The organism is Streptomyces sp. WG5 (assembly GCF_049974565.1).
In the GTDB taxonomy this organism is placed as follows: Bacteria; Actinomycetota; Actinomycetes; order Streptomycetales; family Streptomycetaceae; genus Streptomyces.
Window position 1 is genome coordinate 23,071 of sequence record NZ_JBNGGC010000046.1, and the last position, 16,147, is coordinate 39,217.

Annotated in this window: 16 protein-coding genes and 1 pseudogene; 13 read left to right on the forward strand and 4 right to left on the reverse strand. The window is 70.7% G+C overall.

The window, feature by feature from the left end; genetic code table 11:
- The first annotated feature begins 131 nt into the window (after positions 1 to 131).
- The 5 genes from rpsM (at position 132) to truA (ending at position 3,834) form a co-directional block, all read left to right on the forward strand.
- Complete coding sequence (rpsM, locus tag ACP4IX_RS33065) at positions 132 to 512, forward strand: 30S ribosomal protein S13 (protein WP_004984507.1); 381 nt, start codon at positions 132 to 134, stop codon at positions 510 to 512.
- 66 nt (positions 513 to 578) lie between these two features.
- The gene (gene rpsK, locus ACP4IX_RS33070) at positions 579 to 983 is read left to right on the forward strand and encodes a 30S ribosomal protein S11 (protein ID WP_003948617.1); all 405 of its coding nucleotides are present in this window, start codon (positions 579 to 581) and stop codon (positions 981 to 983) included.
- A 142-nt stretch (positions 984 to 1,125) separates the two neighbouring features.
- Positions 1,126 to 2,148, forward strand: a complete 1,023-nt coding sequence (locus ACP4IX_RS33075; RefSeq protein WP_003966937.1) for a DNA-directed RNA polymerase subunit alpha — start codon at positions 1,126 to 1,128, stop codon at positions 2,146 to 2,148.
- 186 nt (positions 2,149 to 2,334) lie between these two features.
- Entirely contained in the window at positions 2,335 to 2,835 is a 501-nt protein-coding gene (gene rplQ / locus ACP4IX_RS33080) for a 50S ribosomal protein L17 (RefSeq protein ID WP_426558185.1), read from the forward strand.
- A 141-nt stretch (positions 2,836 to 2,976) separates the two neighbouring features.
- Positions 2,977 to 3,834 (forward strand): tRNA pseudouridine(38-40) synthase TruA, encoded by an 858-nt coding sequence (gene truA / locus ACP4IX_RS33085; RefSeq protein ID WP_426558187.1) that lies wholly within the window; start codon positions 2,977 to 2,979, stop codon positions 3,832 to 3,834.
- A 139-nt stretch (positions 3,835 to 3,973) separates the two neighbouring features.
- On the opposite strand, the gene ACP4IX_RS33090 is transcribed toward truA, so the two are convergent.
- Entirely contained in the window at positions 3,974 to 4,888 is a 915-nt protein-coding gene (locus tag ACP4IX_RS33090; protein WP_426558189.1) for a hypothetical protein, read from the reverse strand.
- 74 nt (positions 4,889 to 4,962) lie between these two features.
- On the opposite strand from ACP4IX_RS33090, the gene ACP4IX_RS33095 reads away from it, so the two are divergent.
- From ACP4IX_RS33095 to glmM, 4 genes are all read left to right on the forward strand, one after another.
- Positions 4,963 to 6,168 (forward strand): glycosyltransferase 87 family protein, encoded by a 1,206-nt coding sequence (locus tag ACP4IX_RS33095; protein ID WP_426558191.1) that lies wholly within the window; start codon positions 4,963 to 4,965, stop codon positions 6,166 to 6,168.
- Positions 6,169 to 6,376: 208 nt separating this feature from the next.
- The gene (gene rplM, locus ACP4IX_RS33100) at positions 6,377 to 6,820 is read left to right on the forward strand and encodes a 50S ribosomal protein L13 (protein ID WP_031041507.1); all 444 of its coding nucleotides are present in this window, start codon (positions 6,377 to 6,379) and stop codon (positions 6,818 to 6,820) included.
- Between the two features lie 42 nt (positions 6,821 to 6,862).
- Complete coding sequence (gene rpsI, locus ACP4IX_RS33105) at positions 6,863 to 7,375, forward strand: 30S ribosomal protein S9 (protein WP_398131114.1); 513 nt, start codon at positions 6,863 to 6,865, stop codon at positions 7,373 to 7,375.
- A 293-nt stretch (positions 7,376 to 7,668) separates the two neighbouring features.
- A complete protein-coding gene (gene glmM, locus ACP4IX_RS33110; protein WP_426523617.1) occupies positions 7,669 to 9,027 on the forward strand; it encodes a phosphoglucosamine mutase in 1,359 nt (452 codons plus the stop codon).
- A gap of 133 nt (positions 9,028 to 9,160) precedes the next feature.
- On the opposite strand, the gene ACP4IX_RS33115 is transcribed toward glmM, so the two are convergent.
- Together ACP4IX_RS33115 and coaA are read right to left on the reverse strand one after the other, a co-directional pair.
- Positions 9,161 to 10,108 carry a DUF389 domain-containing protein gene (locus tag ACP4IX_RS33115; RefSeq protein WP_426523618.1) on the reverse strand — a complete coding sequence of 316 codons (948 nt, stop codon included), beginning with the start codon at positions 10,106 to 10,108 and terminating at the stop codon, positions 9,161 to 9,163.
- 31 nt (positions 10,109 to 10,139) lie between these two features.
- Positions 10,140 to 11,129 carry a type I pantothenate kinase gene (coaA, locus tag ACP4IX_RS33120; protein WP_426523619.1) on the reverse strand — a complete coding sequence of 330 codons (990 nt, stop codon included), beginning with the start codon at positions 11,127 to 11,129 and terminating at the stop codon, positions 10,140 to 10,142.
- Positions 11,130 to 11,472: 343 nt separating this feature from the next.
- Here coaA and ACP4IX_RS33125 point away from each other — a divergent pair, with 343 nt between their 5' ends.
- The 4 genes and pseudogenes from ACP4IX_RS33125 (at position 11,473) to ACP4IX_RS33140 (ending at position 15,682) form a co-directional block, all read left to right on the forward strand.
- The gene (locus ACP4IX_RS33125; RefSeq protein WP_426523620.1) at positions 11,473 to 12,291 is read left to right on the forward strand and encodes a hypothetical protein; all 819 of its coding nucleotides are present in this window, start codon (positions 11,473 to 11,475) and stop codon (positions 12,289 to 12,291) included.
- A 139-nt stretch (positions 12,292 to 12,430) separates the two neighbouring features.
- Positions 12,431 to 14,278 (forward strand): glutamine--fructose-6-phosphate transaminase (isomerizing), encoded by a 1,848-nt coding sequence (gene glmS, locus ACP4IX_RS33130; RefSeq protein ID WP_426523621.1) that lies wholly within the window; start codon positions 12,431 to 12,433, stop codon positions 14,276 to 14,278.
- A 214-nt stretch (positions 14,279 to 14,492) separates the two neighbouring features.
- Positions 14,493 to 14,613 (forward strand): annotated as a pseudogene (locus ACP4IX_RS33135) (ATP-binding protein); the annotation flags it as partial.
- Between the two features lie 97 nt (positions 14,614 to 14,710).
- Positions 14,711 to 15,682 carry a hypothetical protein gene (locus ACP4IX_RS33140; RefSeq protein WP_426558193.1) on the forward strand — a complete coding sequence of 324 codons (972 nt, stop codon included), beginning with the start codon at positions 14,711 to 14,713 and terminating at the stop codon, positions 15,680 to 15,682.
- Position 15,683: 1 nt separating this feature from the next.
- On the opposite strand, the gene ACP4IX_RS33145 is transcribed toward ACP4IX_RS33140, so the two are convergent.
- On the reverse strand, positions 15,684 to 16,145 hold the full coding sequence (locus tag ACP4IX_RS33145) for an ASCH domain-containing protein (protein WP_426558195.1): 462 nt from the start codon (positions 16,143 to 16,145) through the stop codon (positions 15,684 to 15,686).
- Positions 16,146 to 16,147: the final 2 nt, after the last annotated feature.

Sequence of the window (16,147 nt, forward strand, 5' to 3'; positions counted from 1 at the left end):
CATACGCAGGACCCGGGCGCCCAGGCGTCCGACACCCCCGGTTCGGAGGCCGGGGACCCGATCCGTACCTGACACGGCGGCCCGGGAACCGGTTCTGTGGAAGACCTCCGAAGATCACCAGGAGCCATTGAATGGCACGCGTTTCCGGTGTTGACATCCCGCGCGAAAAGCGCGTCGAGATCGCCCTCACCTACGTGTTCGGCATCGGCCGGACGCTCTCGCAGCAGACGCTGGCTGCCACCGGAGTGGACCCGAACACCCGTGTTCGCGACCTCTCCGAGGAGCAGCTCGTCGCGATCCGCGAGTACGTCGACAACAACATCAAGACCGAGGGTGACCTCCGTCGCGAGATCCAGGCCGACATCCGCCGCAAGGTCGAGATCGGCACCTACCAGGGTCTCCGTCACCGTCGCGGTCTGCCCGTCCGCGGTCAGCGCACCAGCACCAACGCGCGTACCCGCAAGGGCCCGCGTCGCGCCATCGCCGGCAAGAAGAAGCCGGGCAAGAAGTAGTCCGCAGCGGACTCGCCGTCCAGCGGTCTTCGCTGTAGGACCGACCACCTCCCGTAGGAGTACGACATGCCCCCCAAGGGACGTCAGGGCGCTGCCAAGAAGGTGCGCCGCAAGGAAAAGAAGAACGTCGCTCACGGCCACGCGCACATCAAGAGCACGTTCAACAACACGATCGTGTCCATCACGGACCCGACCGGCAACGTGATCTCCTGGGCCTCCGCCGGCCACGTCGGCTTCAAGGGCTCCCGGAAGTCCACGCCGTTCGCCGCGCAGATGGCCGCCGAGTCGGCTGCCCGCCGCGCTCAGGAGCACGGCATGCGCAAGGTCGACGTCTTCGTCAAGGGCCCGGGTTCCGGTCGTGAGACCGCCATCCGTTCCCTGCAGGCGACCGGCCTCGAGGTCGGCTCGATCCAGGACGTCACCCCGACGCCGCACAACGGCTGCCGCCCGCCGAAGCGCCGTCGCGTCTGATCCGTCGCGTCCTTCCGGACGCGTCCGGTCTCGCTTCACCAGGGTTTCCACGGGCGGTACGGCTCTTTCGGCCGTATCGCCCGTACCCTTGCAGTACTGGTCGGGCGTCAAATAGCGGGCGCCCCTGACTGAAGGAACACACATGCTGATCGCTCAGCGTCCCTCGTTGACCGAAGAGGTCGTCGACGAGTTCCGCTCCCGGTTCGTCATCGAGCCGCTGGAGCCGGGCTTCGGCTACACCCTCGGCAACTCCCTGCGCCGTACGCTCCTCTCCTCGATCCCGGGTGCGGCGGTCACGTCCATCCGCATCGACGGTGTCCTGCACGAGTTCACCACCGTGCCGGGCGTCAAGGAGGACGTCACCGACCTGATCCTCAACATCAAGCAGCTGGTCGTCTCCTCGGAGCACGACGAGCCGGTCGTGATGTACCTGCGCAAGCAGGGCCCGGGTCTGGTCACCGCCGCCGACATCGCGCCCCCGGCCGGTGTCGAGGTGCACAACCCCGACCTCGTCCTCGCCACGCTCAACGGCAAGGGCAAGCTGGAGATGGAGCTGACCGTCGAGCGCGGTCGCGGCTACGTCTCCGCCGTGCAGAACAAGCAGGTGGGCCAGGAGATCGGCCGTATCCCGGTCGACTCGATCTACTCGCCGGTCCTCAAGGTCACGTACAAGGTCGAGGCCACGCGTGTCGAGCAGCGCACCGACTTCGACAAGCTGATCGTCGACGTCGAGACCAAGCAGGCCATGCGTCCGCGCGACGCCATGGCGTCGGCCGGCAAGACCCTGGTCGAGCTGTTCGGTCTCGCCCGCGAGCTGAACATCGACGCCGAGGGCATCGACATGGGTCCGTCCCCGACGGACGCCGCGCTCGCCGCCGACCTGGCGCTGCCGATCGAGGAGCTGGAGCTCACCGTTCGGTCGTACAACTGCCTCAAGCGCGAGGGCATCCACTCCGTGGGTGAGCTCGTCGCCCGCTCCGAGGCCGACCTGCTCGACATCCGCAACTTCGGTGCGAAGTCGATCGACGAGGTCAAGGCGAAGCTGGCCGGCATGGGCCTCGCGCTCAAGGACAGCCCGCCCGGATTCGACCCGACCGCCGCGGCCGACGCCTTCGGCGCCGACGACGACGCGGACGCGGGCTTCGTCGAGACCGAGCAGTACTGAGCTCGGGCTCGACCGGTTCGCTTCCGGCCGCGGCCCCGCCGCGGCCGGTCGCGCCGTTCCCGCGCCCCTGAGGGGCGCGGGACCTTCCGGCGCTCGAAGGAGCGACCGGATCTCTGACAGACAACCGTCTGCTCAGATACTGACTTCGGTACCTGATACGGCCGGGGCAGACACCTAGGAGAAACCATGCCGAAGCCCACCAAGGGTGCCCGTCTGGGCGGCAGCGCCGCGCACGAGAAGCTGCTCCTCGCGAACCTCGCGAAGTCGCTCTTCGAGCACGGCCGCATCACCACCACCGAGGCGAAGGCGCGCAAGCTGCGTCCGTACGCCGAGCGTCTGGTCACCAAGGCGAAGAAGGGCGACCTTCACAACCGCCGTCAGGTGCTCCAGGTGATCACGGACAAGAGCATCGTCCACACGCTCTTCACCGAGATCGGCCCGCGCTACGAGAACCGTCCCGGTGGTTACACCCGGATCACCAAGATCGGTAACCGCCGTGGCGACAACGCGCCCATGGCCGTCATCGAGCTGGTCGAGGCGCTGACCGTGGCGCAGGAGGCGACCGGCGAGGCCGAGGCCGCCACCAAGCGTGCCGCCAAGGACGCCGAGGCCACCGAGGCCACGGAGACCAAGGTCGACACGACCAAGGCCGACGAGGCTTCCGCCGAGGAGTCGAAGGACGCGTAAGCGTTCTGCCGGGGCTGTGCGACGGCGGCTGCGGCTGCGCCGTGGCACGTCGAGCACAGTCCCGCGCCCCTTCCAGGGCGTTCGCGGGCCCGTCCCTCTCGAGGGCGGGCCCGCTTTCGTGTGTGCTGAGAGGATCTCTGGGTGAGTGACGAAGTAGAGCCCGGGTACGTACGGGTGCGGCTGGACCTTTCCTACGACGGGACCGAGTTCTCCGGCTGGGCCAAGCAGGCCGGCGGGCGGCGGACCGTGCAGGGCGAGATCGAGGACGCGCTGCGGACGGTCACCCGGTCCCGGGACACGTACGAGCTGACCGTGGCGGGGCGGACCGACGCCGGTGTGCACGCCCGCGGCCAGGTCGCCCATGTCGACCTGCCGCGCGAGGTCTGGGCCGAGCACCACGCCAAGCTGCTCAAGCGGCTCGCCGGCCGGCTGTCCAGGGACGTGCGGGTGTGGGCCCTGCGCGAGGCGCCCAGCGGCTTCAACGCCCGGTTCTCCGCCGTCTGGCGGCGCTACGCCTACCGGGTCACCGACAACCCCGGCGGCGTCGACCCCCTGCTGCGCGGCCACGTCCTGTGGCACGACTGGCCGCTCGACGTGGACGCCATGAACGAGGCCGCCCGCGGACTGCTGGGGGAGCACGACTTCGCCGCCTACTGCAAGAAGCGTGAGGGCGCCACCACCATCCGGACCCTCCAGGAGCTGAGCCTGGTGCGCGGGGAGGACGACGGGATCATCACCGCGACCGTGCGGGCCGACGCCTTCTGCCACAACATGGTGCGCTCGCTGATCGGCGCGTTGCTGTTCGTCGGGGACGGCCACCGCCCGCCCGGCTGGCCCGCCGAGGTGCTCGCCGCCGGTGTACGGGACTCGGCGGTGCACGTCGTACGGCCGCACGGGCTGACGCTGGAGGAGGTCGGCTACCCGGCCGACGAGCTGCTGGCGGCGCGCAACCTCGAGGCGCGGAACAAGCGGACGCTGCCGGGGAGCGGCTGCTGCTGAACGTACGGTGCGGTCGGCGTACGGTGCGGTCACGCCCCGCCGGAGTGCCGTTCGACGATGCCCCGCTCCCGTCGTCGATGCCCCGTTCCGTCGTCCGCCGGAACGTCCGCCGGCGGAACGTCGCGGGACGGCGAGGCGGTCAGCCCGCCTGGGCCGCCGCCGACGCCTGGGCCTCGCCGCGCCGGCGGATCTGCCGGAAGGTGAACTCGGCCAGGTCGTCGCCGGCCCGGAACACCTGCGTGGACTTCTCCGTCACGTTCTTGCCGTCGGTGAACCCGGAGACGGTGAAGTAGGCGTAGCGGCCGTAGGAATTGGTGGTGGAGCGGCAGACGGCGCCGGAGCAGAACGACGGGACGCCGCCGCCGGACAGCGAGCGCACGATGCTCTTCGTGTCGGCCTGCTTCTTGGCCTTGACGGCCTGCGCCTCGGTGTCGAAGACGGCCACACCGACCGTCACGGCGGTGTCGCCCTCGGTGTAGGTGACGCGCAGCAGCCGGGTGCAGCCGTTGGCGTCGAGGACCTTGGGCAGGGTGCCCTGGGCGGCGGCCCCGCAGGTGCGGGTGTCGGCCGTCGGGCCCTTCTTGTAGACCGTCTCGCCCATGGTCAGCTGGGTGCCGGGGAAGAGCAGGTCCGGGCCGAGGGGGGCCTTGTCCTTCTGGGCGCTGGAGACGAAGTCCTTCGGATCCAGCGGCGGCGGGGCGCTGGTCGGGGCGAACGACGGGGACGCGGCCGACGCGCTGGGCAGGCCCGACGTCGCGGGCAGCTGGGAGGAGGGGCCGTCGGACGCCTGGCCGGAGCCGTTCGCGGAGACCACGGCCACCGCGACGGCGCCGGCTATCGCCACGGTGGCCAGCGCGCCCCCGCCGATGACGAACAGGCGGCGCCGCTTGGCCCGGGCCTCGGAGGCCTCGGCGAGGGCCGCCCAGTCCGGGGAGGCACCCCCGTCACCGGCGTTCCAGGGCTGCTGCTGCGATGGACCGTCCCAGGGCTGCTGCTGCGATTGCGGTTTCCAGGGATCCCACTGCGACTGAGGTCCCCCCTGCCCAAAGCTCATGGGCCGCATCTTAGACGGGCCCGGTGGCGCGCTGGTGCGCCTCATGGAGCCCCGGAGCACCTAGCGTTCCGCTCATGCGGACGGGCAAAGACGACATCTCCGGGTGGTTGGTGCGACCCGCGGGCGGCCCCGCGTGGGCGGTGCTCGCGGTGGTGCTGACGGCGTCCGCCGTGCACGCGGGGCGGGTGACCCCGGACGGCGGGATGGACAACGCGATCGTCGTGCGGGCCGCCCGCACCTGGCTGGCCGGCGGCTCCCCGTACGACGATCCGCACTTCCTCTATCTCCCGAGCGCGGTCCTGGCCGCGGCTCCGCAGGCGCTGCTGCCCGGCGCCGTGCTGCGGGTGCTGGTGCCGTGCGCGGTGACGGCCCTGCTGGCGCTGGCCTGGGCCTGTGCGCTGCGGCTGCACCGCGTACCGCTGCGCAGCCGGCTGGCGGTCCTCGGGCTGACCGGGCTCGCGGTGGGCTTCGCGCCGTTCGGGCACCTGGTGCGTCTCGGCAACTGGACGGTCACGGCGGCGGTGGCCCTGCCGCTGTCGCTGCTGCTGGCGAGCCGGGGGCGGTGGACGGCGGCGGGCCTGGTGATCGGCGCGGCCGTGGCGCTCAAGCCGCTGCTCGCGCCCGTCGTCCTGCTCTTCCTGTTCGCCGGACGGTGGCGGGCGCTGGCGGCGGCCGTCCTGGTGCCCGCGCTGGCCTCGGGCGCGGCGGCACTGCTGATGCCCGACCCGGCCGGCTTCTTCACCCGCACCCTGCCGTTCCTGCTGCACGGCGACGACGGTTTCGTACGGCTCTACGAGGCCTCCCCGGCGGCCGTGCTGCCCCGGCTCGGGGTGCCGGGCGCGCTCGCCCAGGGGCTCGCGGTGGCGGCGGCCGGGGCCGGGGTGTTCTGCGCCCGCCTGCGCTGGCGGCGGGCCGGCCCCGGCCCGCTGCGGTTCGCGGAGACCGGCGCGGGCCTGATGCTCTCGGCGTTCCTCGTCTCCCGGCCGTCCTACGACCACTACCTCCTGGTCGCCCTGCCCCTGCTGCTGGCCGGGCTGCCGTACGCCGGTTCGGTGGCCCGCGGCGCCTGGTTCTGGATCGCCCTGGTGCCCCAGGTCCCGGGGCTGACCTGGCCCTGGCTGGAGTCGGAGCGGCGGCGGGCCTTCAAGGACGCGTTCACCCTGTGCGTGCTGGCGCTGGCCGTCGCCCGGCGGGCCGGGGCCACGCGGACGGCCGCCGGGGATCACGCGGGTGCCGGGCCTGCGCCGGAGCCCGCGCGGGCCGCCGCGGCCCCGTTTTGACCCGGCTAGGGGGCCCCGGGTATTCTGCACAGTCGTATGTGTATTGGCTTGCTCATTCTCACGTGAGGGGCCCTTACACCGGTCCACCGGGACCGATGACCAGCGATCTGCACGCGGTATGCGTCACCGCGGTGCGGTCAAGGCTGTCGTGATCGTCTTCGGTGACCAATGTCAGGACCACTCACTGAAGAAGCGAAGGCTACGAACCGTGCGTACGTACAGCCCCAAGCCCGGCGATGTGACGCGCCAGTGGCACGTCATCGACGCTCAGGACGTCGTCCTGGGGCGTCTGGCCTCCACCACGGCCTCCATCCTGCGCGGCAAGCACAAGCCGATCTACGCGCCCCACGTCGACACCGGTGACTTCGTCATCATCATCAACGCCGACAAGGTGCACCTCTCCGGCAACAAGCGGACCCAGAAGATGGCGTACCGCCACTCCGGCTACCCGGGCGGTCTGCGCTCCGTGCGCTACGACGAGCTGCTGGACAAGAACCCGGAGAAGGCCATCGAGAAGGCCGTCAAGGGCATGCTCCCGAAGAACTCCCTGGGCCGTCAGATGCTCTCGAAGCTGAAGGTCTACAAGGGTGACCAGCACCCGCACGGCGCGCAGCAGCCGCAGCCGTTCGAGATCACCCAGGTCGCGCAGTAGTTCCGGCCACCCCCTAAGACTGAAGAGAATCTGAGGAGCATCGTGGCCGAGACCACTGCCGAGCAGCCGCTCGAAGAGCTTGACATCGACAGCTACACCACCGAGTCCGAGGTGCCCGTCGAGGGCGAGTACACCTCGGAGTCCATGGCCTCCGCGTTCGGCGAGCCCCAGCCGGCCGCCGGCCTGGGCCGCCGCAAGAACGCCATCGCCCGTGTCCGGATCGTCCCGGGCACCGGCAAGTGGAAGATCAACGGCCGCACCCTCGAGGACTACTTCCCGAACAAGGTGCACCAGCAGGAAGTCAACGAGCCCTTCAAGGTGCTCGAGCTCGAGGGCCGTTACGACGTCATCGCCCGCATCGCGGGTGGCGGCGTCTCCGGCCAGGCCGGTGCGCTCCGTCTCGGTGTCGCCCGCGCCCTGAACGAGGCCGACGTGGACAACAACCGCGGCGCCCTCAAGAAGGCCGGCTTCCTCCGCCGCGACGACCGTGCGGTCGAGCGCAAGAAGGCCGGTCTGAAGAAGGCCCGCAAGGCTCCGCAGTACAGCAAGCGTTAAGCTTCGCTGCCTGCACGTACGTGGCGCGGGCTGCTCAGCTCGCTCGAACGTACTCCGAACGCCCCGGCGGCACGCCACAGTGCTGCCGGGGCGTTCGTTTATCCGCTTCGTTGGGCGTATAACGGCACAAGACGTTAAAACGTTGAGACGCTGACATGGTCAGATGTTCAAACGTTCAAGGGCTTGTGTGATCGTATGGTCGGGCAGCGCGTGCCCTGGACCACGGGAGCCGACTGCGTGGGCCGCATTCATCGGCAGCCGCTTCCGGAATTGACGTTTCCTCAGGAGGACAAGTGGGACGACTCTTCGGCACGGACGGCGTGCGCGGTGTCGCCAACGCGGATCTGACGGCGGAGCTGGCGCTCGGCCTCTCCGTCGCCGCGGCGCACGTACTGGCCGAGGCGGGCACCTTCGCCGGGCACCGGGCGACCGCGGTCGTCGGACGGGACCCGCGCGCCTCCGGGGAGTTCCTGGAGGCCGCCGTGGTCGCGGGCCTGGCCAGTGCCGGCGTGGACGTGCTGCGGGTCGGCGTGCTGCCGACGCCCGCGGTGGCCCACCTCACCGGGGCGCTCGGCGCCGACCTCGGTGTGATGCTCTCCGCGAGCCACAACGCCATGCCCGACAACGGCATCAAGTTCTTCGCCCGCGGCGGCCACAAGCTCGCCGACGAGCTGGAGGACCGCATCGAGTCCGTCTACGCCGAGCACCGCACCGGCGCCCCCTGGGACCGCCCGACCGGAGCAGGCGTGGGCCGTGTGCGCGAGTACGACGAGGGGCTGGACCAGTACGTCGCCCACCTCGTCGGCGTACTCCCGAACCGCCTGGACGGGCTGAAGATCGTCCTCGACGAGGCGCACGGCGCGGCCTCCCGGGTCTCGCCGGAGGCGTTCGCGCGGGCCGGCGCCGAGCTGGTCACCATCGGCGCGGTGCCCGACGGCCTCAACATCAACGACGGCTGCGGCTCCACCCACCTCGACCTGCTCAAGGCCGCCGTCGTCGAGCACGGCGCCGACCTGGGCATCGCCCACGACGGCGACGCCGACCGCTGCCTGGCCGTGGACCACACCGGTGCGGAGGTGGACGGCGACCAGATCCTGGCCGTGCTCGCGCTGGCGATGCGGGAGCGCGACGCGCTGCGCTCCGACACCGTCGTCGCGACCGTCATGTCCAACCTGGGCTTCAAGCTCGCCATGGAGCGCGAGGGCATCCGGTTCGCGCAGACCGGCGTCGGTGACCGGTACGTCCTGGAGGAGATGAAGGCCAACGGCTACGCCCTCGGCGGCGAGCAGTCCGGCCACGTCATCATCCTCGACCACGCCACCACCGGCGACGGCACGCTGACCGGCCTGATGCTGGCGGCGCGGGTCGCGCAGACCGGCCGTACGCTGCGGGACCTCGCGTCCGTCATGGAGCGGCTGCCGCAGGTGCTGATCAATGTGCCGGACGTGGACAAGTCGCGAGTGACCACCTCCGCCGAGTTGGCCACGGCGGTTTCCGAGGCCGAGCGTGAGCTCGGGAGCACCGGGCGGGTGCTGTTGCGTCCCTCCGGGACGGAGCCGCTGGTGCGGGTGATGGTGGAGGCGGCGGACATCGAGCAGGCCCGGTCCGTCGCCGGGCGGCTGGCCGACGCGGTGAAGTCGGCGCTGGGGTAGTCCTGGGGTTGCGGTTGCGGTTGCGGTTGCGGTTGCGGTTGCGGCTGGGGCTGGGATGGGCTTCTGTGCGCCGCGGCGCGGCCGTGGCGGTACTGCCCCTCCCGGCGCTCGGCGCCTCAGGAGTGACGTGCCGTCAGGGTTGTGCCGGCTTCGTGAGCCGTGAACGCTGCGTCGCCCACAACGCCTTCTGGGCGAGGAGGGTCAGGGTGCCGGCCACGACGATGCCGAACAGGTTCAGCAGGAGCTGTTCGCTGGAGCCCACCATCTGGCCGGTGTCGCCGAAACTCAGGGCCACGGCCGCGTTCGCCGCGGCCGGGACCGTGGTGACGGAGATGGCGACACCGACCAGGGCGCCCGACTTCGCCGAGGTCAGGGACAGGGTGCCCGCGATCCCGGCGAGGACCGCCACCACGAAGGAGAACGCGTCCGGGGCGTAGACGAATCCGGTGTTGGGCCGGTCGGCCTCCAGTTTGCCCTCGCTGAACTGGCCGAACGCGGCCATGATCCAGCTGAAGCCCACCGTCACCGCCATCGCCACCGCGAAGCCCACCAGCAGGGCGATCGCCGAGCGCAGGGCCAGGCGCGGGGCCCGCTGCACGATCGCGGTGCAGATGCCGGCCAGCGGACCGAACTCCGGTCCGACCGCCATCGCGCCCACGATCAGGATCGCGTTGTCGAGCACCACGCCGCAGGCCGCGATCATCGTGGCGAGGGTGATGAAGGCGACGTAGGTGATGGAGAGGGTCGACTCCTCGTGGGTCGCCTCCTCCAGCTGCTCCCACAGCACCGCGTCGGCGGGCTCGCCCGGCGCGTCCTTCTCCGCCCGGTCGGCGTGCTCGGAGAGCGACAGGTCGAGGTTCTCGGCGGTGATGGCGCCGCGGTTGTCGACGCCCAGCGTCCGCAGCCGGCTGATGAGTTCGTCGCCGGACTCGCGGGCGACGTCGCACATGACGACGTCTCCGGCAGGTTCGCGAGCGGCGCCCGGCAGGACGACCAGGTGGGTGGTGCCGACCGTCCGGCCGATGAGGCGGACCACCTCGTCGGTGCGGTCGGCCGGGGTGATCAGGCGCAGATGCAGCATCCGGTATTTCTACCGGCTGGGTGAGGCTCCGTCACAGCTTGCGCAGGCGCAGGCGCTGCACCTTGTGGTCGGGGCCCTTGCGCAGGATCAGGGCGGCCCGGCCCCGGGTCGGGGCCACGTTCTCCACCAGGTTGGGCTTGTTGATGGTGCGCCAGGTGGTGCGGGCGTAGTCGAGGGCCTCCTCCTCAGACACCTGGGTGTACTTGCGGAAGTACGAGGACGGGTTCTGGAAGGCGGTCTCGCGCAGCTTGCGGAAGCGGCTGAGGTACCAGCGTTCGATGTCCTCGGTGCGGGCGTCGACGTACACGCTGAAGTCGAAGTAGTCGGCGAGACCGACCCTGGTGCGGCCGTCCTTGCCGGGCAGCGCGGGCTGGAGCACGTTGAGGCCCTCGACGATCAGGATGTCGGGCCGGCGGACGACGAGCTTCTGGTCCGGGACGATGTCGTAGATGAGGTGGGAGTAGACCGGCGCGGTCACCTCGCTCTTGCCCGCCTTGATGTCGGCGACGAAGCGGGTGAGGGCCCGGCGGTCGTACGACTCGGGGAAGCCCTTGCGGGACATCATGCCGCGGGCCTCCAGCTCCTTCGTGGGCAGCAGGAAGCCGTCGGTCGTGACGAGTTCCACGCGCGGGTGCTCGGGCCATCGGGACAGCAGCGCCTGGAGCAGGCGGGCGACGGTGGACTTGCCGACGGCGACCGATCCGGCGACCCCGATGACGAAGGGGGTGCCGGACTGCGAGCCCTGTTCACCGAGGAAGGTGTTCAGCGCGCCGCGCAGGCCGTCGGTGGCGCCGACGTAGAGGTTGAGGAGCCGGGACAGCGGGAGGTAGATGTCCCGCACCTCGTCGAGGTCGATGACGTCGCCCAGGCCGCGCAGCTTCTCGACCTCCTCGGCGGTCAGCGGCAGCGGCGTCTTGTCGCGCAGCGCGCTCCACTCGGGACGGGTGAGGTCGACATAGGGAGTCGCCTCCGGCCGCTGCCGGTGGGCGCTCCTGGGTATCGAGGAGACCGATGAGATCACAGTCCATTGTTAACGGAGTTCGAACGGGGTGGCGGGTGGGCTCTGTCACGTCGGCCGGTGGGCCGGGGCCGGCGGCCCGTCGAAGTTACGGGCGAGTACGGGTGGCCGGTTATCGATCATGTGTGTGATTGTCGTATGTACGGTGCACGAGGCCGGGCGAGGCCCGTCCGCCCGCATCGACACGCCTCGACGTGCCCCGACATGCCTCGACGTGCTGTGACACGCCTCTATGTGCCTCGAAGTGCCTCGAAGTGCCTCGGCCTATCCGACGTATCCCGACGTACCCGGCGTGCCCGGCGTACCTCGACATCCCTTCACATCATCCCGACGAAAGAGTGCCGACGTGAGTTCGACCGCTGTCCGCCGCACCGCGCTCGCGGCCTCCGCCGCTGCCCTGGCCCTGCTCGTCACCGCCTGCGGCGGGTCGTCCGACGACGGAGGCGCATCCGGTGACGACAAGGCCAAGGCCGAGCAGTCCGCCCCGGCGGGTGGCGACAAGGCCGGGGCGGACGAGTCCGCCCCCGCGGGCGACGCGCTGACCGCCGCCGAGCTGGAGAAGATCGCCCTCGCCCAGGCCGACGTCAAGAACGGCAAGGTCTCCACCAAGATCCCGGCCGATGAGGACATCGCCGAGGACCAGATCTCGACGGACGACAAGGCCTGTCTGCCGCTCGCCCTCGCCCAGACCGCGGTGGCCCCGGGTGAGCCGGGGGCCAGCGTGAAGCGCTCCTGGCAGGGTCAGACGGAGACGCTCTCCAAGGGCTCGGGGCCGGACGGCCAGGACATGACCAACATCAGCGTGGACATGATCAGGCTGAACGTGGCCTCCTATCCGGGCGGCGGCGCCGAGCAGGCGCTGGCCGAGCTGAAGACGGCCGCCGAGCAGTGCGCCGGCGGCTTCGTCGCGAGCGTGGGCAGCGACAAGATGCGGGTCGCCGAGGTCACCACGACCGCCGCTCCCGAGGGCGGGGACGAGGGCCTCGCCGTCACCGTCGGCCTCGACATCGGCAAGGAGGCCAACGCGCCCATGAAGCTCGTCGTGGTCCGCAAGGGCGCCACGGTCGCCTCCTTCGCCGCCACCAACCTCTCCTCGATGGTGAGCGGTGCGGACTTCGAGGTCCCCGCGGACGTCGTCGCCGCACAGGTGGCCAAGCTCGGCTGACGGCGGGCCGTCGACGGCCCGGCCGGCGCCGGGCCGCTGACGGCGGGTCCGCCGGAGGCGTTCGTACCCCGGTGGGAATTTCCGATTTCGGGCACGGGAAGCCCGATTCGCGACCGCTTCTGATCGTAGGCTGCCGATCATGTGCGGAATCGTGGGATACGTGGGGTCTCAGCCGGCGCTCGATGTCGTGATGGCCGGGCTGAAACGGCTCGAATACCGGGGATACGACTCGGCGGGCGTCGCCGTGCTCGCGGACGGCGGCCTCGCCACCGCCAAGCGCGCCGGAAAGCTCGTCAACCTGGACAAGGAACTGGCCGAACGGCCACTGCCGGCCGCCGCCACCGGAATCGGCCACACCCGCTGGGCCACGCACGGCGGGCCGACCGACGCCAACGCCCACCCGCACCTCGACAACGCGGGCCGGGTGGCCGTCGTCCACAACGGCATCATCGAGAACTTCGCCTCGCTGCGGGCCGAGCTGGCGGAGCGCGGCCACGACCTGGTCTCCGAGACCGACACCGAGGTCGTCGCCCACCTGCTCGCCGAGGAATTCTCCGCCTGCGCCGACCTCGCCGAGGCGATGCGCCTGGTGTGCCGGCGCCTGGAGGGCGCGTTCACGCTGGTCGCGGTGCACGCGGACGCGCCGGACGTCGTCGTGGGCGCGCGCCGCAACTCGCCGCTCGTGGTGGGCGTGGGGGAGGGCGAGTCCTTCCTCGCCTCGGACGTGGCGGCCTTCATCGCACACACCCGGGACGCGGTCGAGCTGGGCCAGGACCAGGTCGTCGAGCTGCGCCGCGACGGCGTGACGGTCACCGGCTTCGACGGCAGCCCGGCCGACGTGCGCTCGTACCACGTCGACTGGGACGCCTCGGCCGCCGAGAAGGGCGGCTACGACTCCTTCATGCTCAAGGAGATCGCCGAGCAGCCGAAGGCGATCGCCGACACCCTCCTGGGACGCATCGACGGCTCCGGCACGCTGAGCCTGGACGAGGTGCGCATCCCCGCGGAGATGCTCCGGGAGGTCGACAAGGTCGTCATCATCGCGTGCGGTACGGCCTTCCACGCGGGGCTGATCGCCAAGTACGCCATCGAGCACTGGACGCGCATCCCCTGCGAGGTGGAGCTGGCCAGCGAGTTCCGCTACCGCGACCCGATCCTCGACCAGCAGACCCTGGTCGTCGCGATCTCCCAGTCCGGCGAGACCATGGACACCCTCATGGCCCTGCGCCACGCCCGCGAACAGGGCGCGAAGGTGCTGGCCATCTGCAACACCAACGGCTCCACCATCCCGCGCGAGTCCGACGCCGTGCTCTACACGCACGCCGGCCCCGAGGTCGCCGTCGCCTCCACCAAGGCCTTCCTCACCCAGCTGGTGGCCTGCTACCTGGTCGCCCTGTACCTGGGGCAGGCGCGCGGCACGAAGTACGGGGACGAGGTCCGCGACGTCGTCCGCGACCTCGCACGGATCTCCGACGCGGTCGAACAGGTCCTCGGGACGATGCAGCCCGTACGGGAACTGGCGCGCTCCCTCGCCCACAAGAACACGGTGCTCTTCCTCGGCCGGCACGTCGGCCACCCGGTCGCCCTCGAAGGCGCCCTCAAGCTCAAGGAACTGGCGTACATGCACGCCGAGGGCTTCGCCGCGGGCGAGCTGAAGCACGGGCCGATCGCGCTGATCGAGGAGGACCTGCCGGTCGTCGTGGTCGTCCCGTCCCCGCGCGGGCGCTCGGTCCTCCACGACAAGATCGTGTCCAACATCCAGGAGATCCGCGCCCGCGGCGCCCGCACCATCGTCATCGCCGAGGAGGGCGACGAGGCCGTCGTCCCCTACGCCGACCACCTCGTCCGCATCCCCGCGACCCCGACGCTGCTCCAGCCGCTGGTGGCGACGGTGCCGCTCCAGGTCTTCGCGTGCGAGCTGGCGACGGCCCGGGGGAACGAGGTGGATCAGCCCCGGAACCTGGCGAAGTCGGTCACGGTGGAGTGAGCGGGCTTCCGGGCGTCCAGGAAGGTGGTGGAGGTACCGGCCGGGAAGGTGAGGGCCGCCCTGGCCGGGCACTTCGAACGCTGAGCCGTGCCTCGGAACGGACGAGGACAGCCGTGTGAGGTGATGACCCGCACGGTGGCGTGTTCCGCCGCGGTGCGTTCGAGAAGGCCCTCGAGTGGGGCGCGCGGCGTGGCGCGGTGCCGACCGGGGCCTGGAAGTCGAGGAAGGGCGGGGTCTGGCCCTGGTGCGGGCCTGCGCCGACGTGTGGGGCTGGGTGGCCGCCGGCCAGAGGCGGCAACCACCGCGGCAAGTACGGCTGGTGCGAACTGGGCGCTGTGGCGAGGACGGGTGAACATTTCCTCGCTACTCGAAAGAGTGAACGCCTCCTGATTACACGAAAATTCCGCCCTGCTCCGGAAATAGGTTGCGCGCATGGTCACATCCACCCACGAGACCTCGCACCGGATCTTCCAGGATCATCCGGAGGTTCTCAGGCCGATCTTCGAGGCGTTGGGCATGCCGTCGCCCGTCAAGGCGGATATCGAGCTCATGACTCCCGACGTCACGGAGCTGAAACCGCTCGAGCGCCGTGTCGACACGGTGCTGAAGGTCGAGCCGTCCGACGGGGAGAGCTTCCTGCTCGCCGTCGAGGCCCAGACCCGAAAAGCCCCTGACAAGGGAGTCAACTGGCCGTACTACGTGGCCTACTTGCGAGCGAAGTTCGGCCTGCCGGTGCTGCTCGTCGCGGTCTGCCGCAGCCGGTCCACGGCGGCCTGGGCCGCCGGGCCCTTCGAGTGCCGGGTCGGGCCCTGGGCATCCCAGGTCACGCGTCCGTTCGTGCTGGGCCCGGACAGTGTTCCGGAAATCACCGACGAAGCGGTGGTGGCGCGAGAGCCGGCGCTTGCGACGTTCTCCGCCATCGTGCACAGCGAAAGCCGGGACATCGACGCCATACTGCATGTGCTGGCCCGTGGAATGCGGTCGTTCGACAAACCCACAGCAAAGTACTGGGCGGAACTGCTGGAAGTGGGCCTGGAGGACACTCCGGCCCGAGAGACATGGAGGGAGCTGGAGAAGATGGTCATCTCATATTTCCCGGGCAGGGGAACGGTCTGGGAGGAGACGTACTACGAAGGCAGGGCCAAGGGGGAGGCCGAGGGCAGGGCCAAGGGGGAGGCCGAGGGCAGGGCCAAGGGGGAGGCCGAAGGGAAGGCCCAGGGTGTCCTGCGGGTGCTCGAAGTCCGTGGCCTCATCGTGTCCGACGACGCCCGCGCCCGCGTCACCGCCTGCATGGATCTCGCCCGCCTCGACGACTGGCTCGACCGCGCCGGAACGGTCGCTCGGGTCGAGGAACTCTTCGCGGGGATGCCGGACCAGCCGCAGGAGGAGCGCCGCTCCGAGTGAGTCACCCGTCGGCCGGGTGCACCACGGTGACGAGGCGGAAGCGTTCCAGGACCGCCGGTGTCGTGTCGTCCACGGTGAAGCCCGGGTCGTCCAGGGCCGCGCGCATCTCCTCGCTGTGCCAGAACCGTTCGTGGCCCGCCCGCCACTCGGCCACGGTGGTGCAGCCCTCACCCTCGTCCACCGCGTGGGCGAGGTCCACCCCGGCCAGTGGGACGACGCGCACGTCGGTCACCTCGATGACGGCGACCGGGCGGTCGTGGGAGTCGACGACCACCTCGCGGCGCCCTGCTTCCGGCAGCGCTTCACCCGCGTGCTCGTAGTCGACGGCGAGACCGGTCGTGGTGGTCTTCGAGCCGTCGAGGACCGCCGCCACGAGCCGGTCGCGCAGCGGGCCGGGGAAGGCGAACTCGGCCCTGGGCAACGAGGCGGGGTCAGGGGGGCCCGAGGCGGATGCCGGCGTCATGC